The sequence below is a fragment of the Pseudomonas sp. HMWF006 genome (assembly GCF_003061205.1).
Lineage (GTDB): Bacteria > Pseudomonadota > Gammaproteobacteria > Pseudomonadales > Pseudomonadaceae > Aquipseudomonas > Aquipseudomonas monsensis.
Genome location: NZ_QAIU01000658.1, coordinates 1 through 2,070 on the forward strand (window position 1 = coordinate 1; position 2,070 = coordinate 2,070).

The following is a 2,070-nucleotide window of genomic DNA, read 5'->3' on the forward strand; positions in this document are numbered from 1 at the left end:
GTTCATAGGCGTCGATGGCCGCTTCCAGCTCACCGCTTTTCGCCAGGGCGTTGCCACGATTGTAGTGGGCGCGAGCATCGCTGCCCTCGGCAAAGCGCTGGGCGGCGCCACTGTAGTCGCCGGCCTCGTACAACGCTACCCCTTGCCACTGGTGATCTGCGAAATGTTGTGCGGCTTCGGCCGGGCGCTTCTGTTTGAGCAAGTGCAGGCCTTGTTGGTCGGGGCGCAGCCACAAGTCCTCGAAGTCAAAAGCGTAGCTGGGTTGTGGCAGGCACCACAGCAGCGGCAGGCAGAACAGCCACCCACGGCGCCCGGCGCAAGCGGCGAGCAACAACAGCGGCAACAGCAGCCAGTAACCCTGATCGGCCCACGTGTCGAGACGCACGGTCTGGCCGTCGTTGCGCAAGCTGCGCGGGCCGTTGAGCAGGCCGAGGCTGCCCAGGTCGCTTTCGTCCAGACGCGCGGCGTGGTATTCGCCGCCAACGCTGTTGAGGAAGGCTGCAAGCCCCGGGCTGTCCAGTTGCGGGACGCGGATCGCGCCTTGTTCGTCCTTGAGGAAACTGCCGTCCTCCTGGGCGATCGGCGCACCTTCGGCGGTGCCGATGCCGAGCATCAGCAATTGTGGCGATTGCCCGCTCAGTGCCCGGCGAATGCCTTGGCGTTCTTCTTCATCCAGCGACGAGCCGATCAACAGAATCCGCCCCTGACCAAGCGCGCCCTGTTTCAGCAGGGCCAGCGCTTTACTCACGGCCAGATCAGCGCGATGGCCGCTTTCCGGCATCAACGACGGCTTGAGTGCGTCGAGCAGATTGCGACTGGTCGCCAGGTCATCCGACAGCGGCACCAGCGTGTGCGCGCTGCCGGCGTAGACGACGATGGCGGTCTGCGCATCGCTGCGCGCCTGCAACAGGTCGAACAGCTTGCGCCGCGCCTGTTCCAGGCGAGTCGGTGGTGAGTCGGTAGCGAGCATCTCCGGGGTCAGTTCGAGGATCACCACCAGCGGGTCGGCGGGTTTCTGGCTGGTCTGTTCGACCCGCTCCCAACTCGGCCCGAGCAACGCCAGAACGGTCAGCAACCACGCCGCACCGAGGGCGACCCACGGCAACTTGCTGTCGCGGCCATTACCGCCGCTGAGCAGGGTGGCATGAAACGCCGGCGGCAGAATCATCTGCCAGCGCCCGGCACGTTTCTGCCGATGCCAGAGTTGCCAGAGCAGCCAGCCGAGCAGCGGCAACAGCAGCAACCACCACGGACGGAACCAGTGCGGCCAGAGCGCGATCATCGGCGCCTCCGCAGACGCAGACGCTTGAGGCGCTCGCGCCAGTCAGGCAACGGACTTTGCAGATACAGCTCCTTGGTGAACAGGCGTTGCAGCGGATTGTCCGGCCACAACTCGCGAGCGACCAGCAACAGGCTCAGCCACAGGGCGAGGGCCAGCGGCCACTGATACAGGGCTTGCGCCGGGCGCGCCTCGGTCGGTTGCTGGGTCACCGGCTCGAGCTGATCGAGGGTGTCCTTGATCGCTTGCAGTTCCTTGCCGTCATGGGCGCGGAAATACTGGCCGCCGGTGGCCTCGGCGATGGCTCTGAGTGCCGGCTCGTCGAGGTCCAGGCTCGGATTGACTCCGAGCAGGCCGGTCGAGCCGCTGTCCTCGGGATTGGCGCCAATGCCGATCGGGTAAATCTTCACGCCTTCGCTGGCCGCCAGTTTCGCCGCCGTCAGCGGATCAATCTCGCCACCATTATTGGCGCCGTCAGTGACCAGAATCAGCACACGGCTTTGTGCCGGACGCAGGCGCAGGCGTTTCAGGGCCAGACCAATGGCGTCGCCGATGGCGGTGTTCTTGCCGGCGATGCCGATCCGCGCTTCGTCGAGCCAGACCCGCACGGTGTGACGGTCGAAGGTCAGCGGCGCCTGCAAATAGGCCTTACTGCCGAACAGGATCAAGCCAACGCGGTCGCCATCGCGGCTTTCCAGAAAGTCGCCGAGCAGGTGCTGCACCAGCGACAAGCGACTGACGTCCTCGTCCTGCCACTGCATGTCGGGGAAGTCCATCGAACCGGACACGTC

General features: G+C 65.5%; 2 protein-coding genes. Both read right to left on the minus strand.

What is annotated here, in order from left to right; all coding sequences use genetic code 11:
• Window positions 1–1,282: VWA domain-containing protein (locus DBR24_RS30485; RefSeq protein ID WP_128616534.1), on the minus strand; the 1,282-nt coding region annotated here is incomplete at its 3' end.
• Window positions 1,279–2,070, minus strand: a 792-nt coding sequence (locus DBR24_RS30490; RefSeq protein WP_256592021.1) for a VWA domain-containing protein, incomplete at its 5' end; no start/stop codon positions are given. The genes DBR24_RS30485 and DBR24_RS30490, both read right to left, overlap by 4 nt.